The sequence below is a fragment of the Bartonella sp. AP30XZML genome (assembly GCF_042195945.1).
Classification (GTDB): domain Bacteria; phylum Pseudomonadota; class Alphaproteobacteria; order Rhizobiales; family Rhizobiaceae; genus Bartonella.
In genome coordinates this window covers 22,400-31,153 of record NZ_JBHIPJ010000109.1, presented here as the reverse complement: position 1 = coordinate 31,153, position 8,754 = coordinate 22,400, and the positions used below count along the sequence as shown (strand labels likewise).

The 8,754-nt window shown below is 36.1% G+C and carries 6 protein-coding genes; 1 reads left to right on the top strand and 5 read right to left on the bottom strand.

Features of this window, described 5'->3' with window-relative positions; all coding sequences use genetic code 11:
* The first annotated feature begins 66 nt into the window (after window positions 1–66).
* Window positions 67–951, top strand: coding sequence for a metallophosphoesterase family protein (locus ACFIL2_RS08035; RefSeq protein ID WP_375634238.1), 885 nt, complete (start codon window positions 67–69; stop codon window positions 949–951).
* Between the two features lie 905 nt (window positions 952–1,856).
* Here ACFIL2_RS08035 and ACFIL2_RS08030 read toward each other — a convergent pair.
* From ACFIL2_RS08030 to ACFIL2_RS08010, 5 genes are all read right to left on the bottom strand, one after another.
* Window positions 1,857–1,982 carry a hypothetical protein gene (locus ACFIL2_RS08030; RefSeq protein ID WP_375617587.1) on the bottom strand — a complete coding sequence of 42 codons (126 nt, stop codon included), beginning with the start codon at window positions 1,980–1,982 and terminating at the stop codon, window positions 1,857–1,859.
* A gap of 347 nt (window positions 1,983–2,329) precedes the next feature.
* A complete protein-coding gene (locus ACFIL2_RS08025; protein WP_375634241.1) occupies window positions 2,330–3,154 on the bottom strand; it encodes an outer membrane protein in 825 nt (274 codons plus the stop codon).
* 452 nt (window positions 3,155–3,606) lie between these two features.
* Complete coding sequence (locus ACFIL2_RS08020; RefSeq protein WP_375680247.1) at window positions 3,607–6,552, bottom strand: bifunctional [glutamine synthetase] adenylyltransferase/[glutamine synthetase]-adenylyl-L-tyrosine phosphorylase; 2,946 nt, start codon at window positions 6,550–6,552, stop codon at window positions 3,607–3,609.
* 69 nt (window positions 6,553–6,621) lie between these two features.
* The gene (locus ACFIL2_RS08015) at window positions 6,622–8,004 is read right to left on the bottom strand and encodes an ATP-binding protein (RefSeq protein ID WP_375652306.1); all 1,383 of its coding nucleotides are present in this window, start codon (window positions 8,002–8,004) and stop codon (window positions 6,622–6,624) included.
* Entirely contained in the window at window positions 8,001–8,687 is a 687-nt protein-coding gene (locus ACFIL2_RS08010; protein ID WP_273791552.1) for a response regulator transcription factor, read from the bottom strand. The genes ACFIL2_RS08015 and ACFIL2_RS08010 overlap by 4 nt, the downstream gene beginning before the upstream one ends.
* Between the last annotated feature and the right edge of the window lie 67 nt (window positions 8,688–8,754).

Here is an 8,754-nt window from a genome sequence, read left to right as displayed (position 1 = left end):
TGCCTTTAAGCACTAACTTATCTTATGTTTATTCTTTAAATCGTTTTTAATCCTCTACGAGCTTTTATGTTTTATCTTGCCCATATATCGGATGTACATCTTTCCCCTCTCCCGCAACCTTCCCTTTTTGAACTTTCTGGGAAGCGTCTTACCGGTTATCTGAACTGGCAAAAAAAACGTAAGAGTCAGATGGCAACAGATGTCCTAGAAACTGTAATAGATGCCTTGAACAAAAAAAAACCTGATCACCTTGTGATCTCTGGTGATCTTGTAAATCTTGCTCTCGATAAAGAATTTGTACAAGCTCATCGTTGGCTACTTAACCTAGGAAAACCTCAAGATATTTCTTTAACATTTGGAAATCACGATGCCTATGTCCGCGGCGCTTTACAAAAAGCATGCACTCTTTTTAAACCTTGGATTACAGGTGACATCCCTCAAAAAAGCGTCTTTCCTTATATGCGCATTCGCAAAGATGTTGCCATCATAGCAGCTTCTTCAGCCATTGCGACATTGCCTTTTCAAGCTTCTGGCTATTTTGGTAAAATGCAAGCGCAAACTTTACCGCTCTTTTTAAAGGAAGCAGCACAGCGCAACCTTTTTCGTGTCGTCATGATTCACCACCCCCCCTTTCCAAAGGCAACGTCTTGGCATAAAAAACTACGGGATATAAAACGTTTTCTAGACGTTATCAAATATCACGGTTGTGAGCTTATTCTTCACGGACATACTCATTTACCCACATTGAATTACATTGAAGGACCAATTAAAAAAATTCCTATTGTTGGTGTTCCTTCCGCATCACAAGCTTTTGGTGATAAAAAACCACCCGCAGGCTTTAATTTATTTTCCATTGAACGCTTACAAAATCAATGGCATTGCCAATTACAACGTTATAGCATTATCAATCTTCAAAACGAGATTGCATGTACTGAAACAATTAATCTTTAAACACCTTCATAGTTGCCAAAACAACAAAAAACGAAAATATTTTTATTTCATATTCCTTTGAAAATCATAATTCTTATTTCCCTTTTTCTCCTTAAAAGACAAAGTTTCACCTTCTCTGTCAATAGATCAATTTTTCTCAGACAGTTCCATCTGCTGCCCCACTTATGTGACTAGCTTTTTACAAACTTATCGGTTTTCTTCCTTCCCGCCCTAAAGAACGAAAATTCTACCACATCTGATTTATAAATAATCCGGATTCTTGTCTCACGGGTTCCAGCTGCTAATTGCGCATGTGATTTACTTCACAAAGCTCTACACATAAACCCTGCTTTGAATTTCATCATACACTCCTCCAAAAGCATCTAATGCGTAAAATCCTTATATTATTACAATGATGATATTTTATAGAATAATAGAGAAGCTCATTCAGCGTCTATATCTGAAAATCAATGCCTAAAAAAGCCAAATAATAACTAAAGTATATAATTTCAATAACCCAACCTACTTGTGATTCATAAACAAATGATGTTGATTGATTTATCGTAAATAGATTTGAAATGATCCATTACTATTTCACTCGACATTTATTATCGTACATTAAAAAAGTTATAAAAAATAGTAGATTATATTTCGATAACAGACATAGGTAATAATGTTTTTTATGTCTCAATAAATTCCTAATTTTCTCTCTATTTTTTCCTATAAATCACTTTATAATACTCTTTATAATTATTTTATTATTGAGTTACATTGCGGATGTAATTTTACGTGCTTTAGAATTTTTTTGCGATCTTTTTGTTATTAAATAAAATATTTTACGATACCGCAAAACAGAAAAGTTGATTGTATGAGAGATCTTTCAAATAAAATAAAATGCCATTAGCTTGCCAATTCACATGTTGGTTTTAAAAAGCATCTTTTAAAGCACCAAAACCCATTTCCCGACGGCACCTATGAATGATGTAATGATAAGTCCATTTAGCAACACCATCTTCACGTTTATGGAAAAGCAAGCTAGTATCAAATCTCATACTTTGCCACCCCCTAATGTAGCAACAGCCTTTAGCACTTAAGATAGTTCATAAGAAGCATTTTTATTCTTTCTTTAATGTTTTTTATCTCACGACTCCCCCTCTTTTTGACGTGCAAAAGACATGGTTTTGATTGGTTCAATATAGTATAGGTTTAAAATGAGAAAATCTTATGACACTCGGGTCTCTCACTCAACATGACAAAAAGTAATTTACATTTATAAATCAAAGTATTGTTCGAATAAAATAGTAGCCCTTTTGAGTAAAGGATATTTACTAGAACATACCTGAAAAATAAAAGCCTCATTCGAAAATGAGACTTTTGAAGTGTTTTATTCTGCAAAAAATTAAAATTTATAAGCTACACCCACGCGGAAATCATTTGTTTTGTAGCCCATTTCAAATTTATCCTGTATGAACTTCTTTTTGCCAAAATCTGAATAACGATATTCTGCACGCACAATGACATTATCAGTCATTGCAAAATCAATACCACCTCCAAGGGTATAACCAATCATGGTCTTTTTTTCATCATGCAACCAATCAGAAAAATCAACTTCTCCATTTTTGCTATCAGCTACTGCCGCAAAAATATTCTGAAGCTGCGTATAAGCAATCCCTCCGGAAATATAAGGCATCATACGCTCAATCGCAAAACCAACTCTCACCCGTGTAGCACCAGCCCATTTTTGTTTTAAAGTATGACGTACAGCTTTAATACGCCTTGTTGAATCATTCTCCTGCAAATCTCTTGTTAGACTTGTTTCTTCTATAGGTTTTGGTGTTTCTTCAGTTGGACTTTTTTTCGGTAGATTGACATCTTTAGAATCCTTTTTACCAGACCACATAATATCTGTATCAACACCTATAATAAAACTATTATCGATATCAATATTGGAACCCGCATAAACTCCCCCGATAAAACCAGAAAGTTTAGGTAAATTCTCCTTTCCAATTGGATTCCATATCCCTGTCTCATGTTTTAAATAACTTGCAGTTGTTTTACCTGAAAAGTTACCAATCTGTCCTCCAAGATAAAATCCTGTCCAAGACAAAGCAGGCGCTGGAATAACAGGAACAGGTTGTTCAGGAATAACGATATCCGACGCCTGTACTACAGAAATTGAAATTAAAGAAAATAGAGATGTTGAGGCTAAATACTTTGTAATCATAATTGCTCCCCTAAAAGCTAATGTGATACATAAATAATGGTAAATCGTTTCACAATTTTTTGAAAAAATCTATAGCAAAAATGACACAGTTAAAAAATTAAAATTAGTTTTAAATAAAGCTTAAATATTATTTATAATTTCCAGAAACTATTAATCTATAGCAGCTTTTATAGCTTCATATTGATCATCATTATATTCAATAATATAAATAATTATAATGTCAATTTTTTGAAAAAATGAGATAACGCTCATAAAAAATATGATTCACTAAATTAATCACTCATCGTTTTTTGTATAAAGAATGATACCTAGAATGGAGAATTTTTTCATCACACTTGAAAAACCAGTAGAGAACTTCACTCTAACCATCTCAAGCGTCTATGAAATGAAAGACAAAAAATTAATATATAAAAATGGAATTAATAATTTTTATTTATTCTTATAGAATTATTTTAATGTTTCATGATTTTTGAAAAAACTGAACAGACCAATTGCCCAGTTTCTGCAATTAATTTTTCAACACGAAGCAAATCAGGTTCCCCAACACTATTCAACAAAAGGTCACTTAATCCAGGTGGCATATCATTGGGATCAAGAGAATCATTTAAGCAAAGCCGTATAATTTGACTCAAATTTGTATAAAGACGATAGGCATAATGTAAATCAGCAATACATGACTGATTAAGAAAACTGTTTGGTAAGTGATCTAAAATATCCGCTGTCGTCGCTCCAATTTGAAACTCAATGACATGCGTAATAAGAGAAAATTGAGCAATAAACTCCAAATCCATAATGCCACCAGACATCGTTTTTAAATCCCATTGATTTTTTGGCGGCTTTTCTTTTGCAATCAAGGCACGCATTTCACATACTTCTTTTGCAACTTCCTTCTTATCACGAGAAATAGCAATAATTGCACACACTTCATTTTCTAGCTTTTGTAAAAAATCAGGGTCTCCTGCAATGCCTCGAGCCCTTGTTAAAGCAAGATATTCCCATATCCATGCTTCTTGGCGGTAATACTTTTTAAAAAATGGAAAAGAAACAGCAATAGGTCCTTTATTGCCTAATGGCCGTAACCTTAAATCAACGACATAAAGAATACCTTGGCTTGTAAGAGTGGATAAAGCAGAAACGAGGCGCTGTGCTAAACGCGTATAATATTGAGAGATATAAAGAGGCTTTTCTCCATCAGATATTTCTGCATCATTATCGTGTTCATAAAGCAAAACAAGGTCAACATCGGAATCTGCTGTTAATTCGCGACTTCCAAGCTTCCCCATACCCAATATGCCAACACGCCCCCCTTTAATACGACCATGAAGACGAGAAAATTCCTCTTGAACGGTAGCAAATGTTTTTGTAATCATAAGATCAGCAAGCGCAGTAAAAGCAAAACCCGCTCTTTCTCCTGTAATTGTACCGTTTAAAATTCGAATACCAATCAAAAAACGTTGTTCATCTGCAAAAATCCTTAAATGGTCAAGAATTTTCTCATAAGAAAGAACATTTTCAAGAAAATATTCAAGCCGTTTTTCTAAGTACGTTTTGGTCGGTAATTCTGAAAGAATATTCGGATCTAACATTCCATCAAAAACATGGGACCTGCGTGCAATAATTTCTGCAAGACGTGGAGCAGCCCCCATAATAAGGACAAGCATATCCAAAAGAGAAGGATTAGACTGCAAAAGACTAAAAAGCTGAATTCCTGAAGGTAAGCCCTGTAAAAAACCATCAAAACGCAACATCGCCTCATCAGCTCGTTTTGTCCCACCAAAAGCTTTCAAAAGAGCTGGTGTTAATTCCGTTAATCTCTCGCGTGCTTCGGCTGATTGCGTTGCTTTATAACGACCAAAATGGAGCGTGCGCATAATACGACAAATATCACTTGCTCTTTCGAAGCCTAAACGGCTTAACGTTATTAATGTCTCCGGATCATCTTCTTCACCGGTAAAAACTAAATTACCAATTTCTAAACCAAGTTCTTGCTCATTCTCAAACAGTGCAGCATAATGTTTTTCAACAATCTGAAGTGTTTTTAATAAATCACGGATAAAACTGCTACTGTCTTGATAACCCATTAAATAGGCAACACTCGTGAATTGAGCAGTATCATTTGGAAGAAGATGTGTTTGTTCATCGAAAAGCATTTGAATACGATGTTCCACATTTCGAAGAAAAGCATAACTTTTTATAAGGCTATTTCTCGTTTTCTCACTGATCCAACCAAGCGTGTGAAGTTCTGCTAACATTGCAACTGTCTGACGTCCACGTAATTGAGGAAAACGTCCACCAGCAATGAGCTGCTGTGTCTGAACAAAAAACTCAATCTCACGAATACCACCACGACCTAACTTTATATTATGCCCATAAGCTGCAATTTGACCGTAATTTTTATGCGCATGAATTTGACGTTTGATCGAATGAATATCAGCAATAGCAGCATAATCTAAATATTTCCGCCACACATAGGGAAAAAGCTCTTTGAGAAAGTTAAAACCTGCCCTCTTATCACCAGCAACTGGACGTGCTTTAATCATGGCTGCTCGTTCCCAATTTTGCCCACGCCCTTCGTAATAACGCAATGCAGCCCTTACTGGTAAGGCCAAAGGGGTTGAACCTGGATCTGGACGAAGACGAAAATCAAGACGAAAAACATATCCTTCCGCAGTGCGTTCTTGAATGATACGGATTAATCGGCGTACCATTTTAGAAAATACGTCAACACTTTCAGAAAGATTACCAATATGAGGTGATGTTTCATCAATGAAAACAATAAGATCAATATCAGAAGAATAATTAAGTTCCCCTGCTCCTAACTTTCCCATCCCTAAAATAATTAAACCACAGTCTTTTTCTGGATTCTCACGGCTTAATAAATTGATCTTACCATGATCATGCGCTTCTCTTAATAGAAAACGTAGTGCTACACTTAATGCTGCTTCGCCCAAACGTGTCAACCAAGCACATGAAACTTCGTAAGTAAAAACACCACCCAAATCAGCTAAAGCAATAAGAACATGCGCTTCTCGTTTTTTGCGCCTTAAAGCAGCCATCAATGAAGTTTCATTTATAGCTTCATCCTTATCAATAGCTGTAATATCATCTATAATTTCGCTCAGCCTTGTTTCTATATCAACATTTAATAAAGCACTAAGATATGATGGGTTGGTAATTAAAACCTCACGCAAAAAAGGAGATAAGGTCATAACCGAACTGATAAAATCAATCTGCGTTCCACTCTCTGAAATGATGGCAACAAGCGATTCTAAACCTTCTTTCCTTGCTTGTTCTTCCATGTCTTTTAACCATTGGGAACCACTTTTATCGAGAGGACATAAAGGGAGAAGCTGTGTTTTTAAAAAAGCTTGTTTCGTCTGTGCTCCCTTGAAAAGCATTTTGCTTTCCTTTCTATTGCTTTATACTTTTAAAATAGTTGTTACGTATGAAAGTGAAGAAAAATATCTTTAAGGAAATAACAAAACAGCCCTAAGCCCTGGATTTGCATTTTCAAGTAACAACTCACCCCCGTGAAGCTTCATAACCGCTTTTGCTATACTTAAACCAATCCCAAACCCAGGTTGTGTGCGGCTTTCTTCAAGACGAACAAATCGTTCTGTCACTTTTTCACGTTTATCCTCTGCTATTCCTGGTCCATTATCGCTCACAACAACTAATAAATGTTCATCACGATATTCCATTGATAAGCAAACCTTCGCTTGCCTTCCACCTTTAGGTGCATATTTAATTGCATTATCTATAAGATTAAAAATTGATTGTGCAACAAGCTCACGATTCAATTTTAGCTCTTTATCAAATATATCTCCCAACTGAAGTAAAACACCTGACTCTTCAGCAAAAGGTTCGTAAAGCTCAACAGCATCCTCAAGGATCAGTTTCATATTCATCATTTCAAGATGTTCAATTGCACTGCTGGCCTCAATACGTGAAATCATTAAAATCGCATTGAACGTACAAATAAGTTGATCTGATTCTGCAATAACCCTATCAAGGACCTGACGATATTCAAGCTTTGTCTTATTTCCTGAAAGCGCTTCTTCAGCGCGATTTCTAAGACGCGTTAACGGCGTTTTCAGATCATGAGCAATATTATCTGATACTTGACGTAAACCAATATTTAACTCTTCAATGCGGTCTAACATAACATTAAGATTGGTTGACAATCGATCAAACTCATCCCCTACTCCAGAAACAGGTAAACGCCCACTGAAATCACCATCCATCAAGCGCTGTGATGCAGCCGTTACATGATCAATCCTTTGTAAAGCTCTCCTGCCAACAAAAAACCATATGAGTAAAGCGCCTCCAACCATTGCAGCAAGTGCAATGATCACAGCTTTGCGAATAACAACAGCAAAACGTTCTGGCTCATCCAAATCACGTCCTATAAGAATCTTCATAGCATTAGGCAAATCAACAATAACCGCCAAAGCGCGATGTTCACTTGTTTTGCCATGTTCTCCAAAACGGGAATACAAAAAAGAGGTAGAAATAAAACCACTCTGATTCAAAAGACCTAATTCAATACGTGCTACATTTCCTGCTAAAATACGCCCCATAGAATCTGTAACAAGATAAAGAAATGCTCCTGGTTGTCTTGAACGATAATCAATAGTGCGCATTAATAAGGATAATCCCCCATAATTATAAGCATTTTCAATATACTTTAATTCTTCATGTAAAGCCTGTTCAGTTTGCTCTGTTAACAATGAAGCAGAAAATGCCGTCATATAAATAGAAAGTCCTGTTGCCACCAATCCAAACAATAAAATGTAAAGTGCTGAAAGCCTTAGCGCCGTCGTGCGCATTATATTAATCAAACGATTCATGCTTTGTTATCTGGTACTTTCAGCATATATCCAGCTCCACGCACTGTATGGAGAAGGGGAACATCAAAATCTTTTTCAATTTTGGCTCTCAAACGAGAGATATGGACATCAATGACATTCGTTTGTGGATCAAAATGGTAATTCCAAACGTTTTCCAAAAGCATAGTGCGTGTAACAACCTGCCCCGCATAACGCATCAAATACTCAAGTAAACGAAACTCTCGTGGTTGCAATAGAATGTTTCTATCACCTCGTTTTACCGTATGTGCTAACCGATCAAGCTCAAGATTACCTACACAGTAAACAGTTTCTGCTTCTTTAGGATTTTTCCGTCGTTGTAAAACTTCAACACGCGCAAGAAGTTCAGAAAAAGCATAAGGCTTTGTCAAATAATCATCTCCCCCTGCACGCAGCCCCGTTACACGATCATTAACTTGCCCTAAAGCAGACAGAATAAGAACCGGTGTTTCATTGCCTTTAGCGCGCAATTCAGCAATAATAGAAAGACCATCACGATGCAAAAGCATTCGGTCAACAACCATAACGTCATAATTTTCCGTGGTTGCTAAAGCATATCCCGTATCCCCATCATAAGCAACATCAACAGAATGCCCTACTTCCAAAAATGCTTTTTCGAGATAATGCCCCGTCTCATGATCATCTTCAATAACGAGTATCTTCATAAAACGTATCTCCATTATTTTATTATGTTGTAGGACAAATATTTAATAAACATTTGTCCTACAACTA

What these genes read in the sequence shown, in the direction of transcription:
- ACFIL2_RS08030 (WP_375617587.1), bottom strand. Translation starts at nt 1,982, where the DNA reads ATGAGATTTGATACTAGCTTGCTTTTCCATAAACGTGAAGATGGTGTT.
- ACFIL2_RS08025 (WP_375634241.1), bottom strand. Translation starts at nt 3,154, where the DNA reads ATGATTACAAAGTATTTAGCCTCAACATCTCTATTTTCTTTAATTTCA.
- ACFIL2_RS08035 (WP_375634238.1), top strand. Translation starts at nt 67, where the DNA reads ATGTTTTATCTTGCCCATATATCGGATGTACATCTTTCCCCTCTCCCG.
- ACFIL2_RS08020 (WP_375680247.1), bottom strand. Translation starts at nt 6,552, where the DNA reads ATGCTTTTCAAGGGAGCACAGACGAAACAAGCTTTTTTAAAAACACAG.
- ACFIL2_RS08015 (WP_375652306.1), bottom strand. Translation starts at nt 8,004, where the DNA reads ATGAATCGTTTGATTAATATAATGCGCACGACGGCGCTAAGGCTTTCA.
- ACFIL2_RS08010 (WP_273791552.1), bottom strand. Translation starts at nt 8,687, where the DNA reads ATGAAGATACTCGTTATTGAAGATGATCATGAGACGGGGCATTATCTC.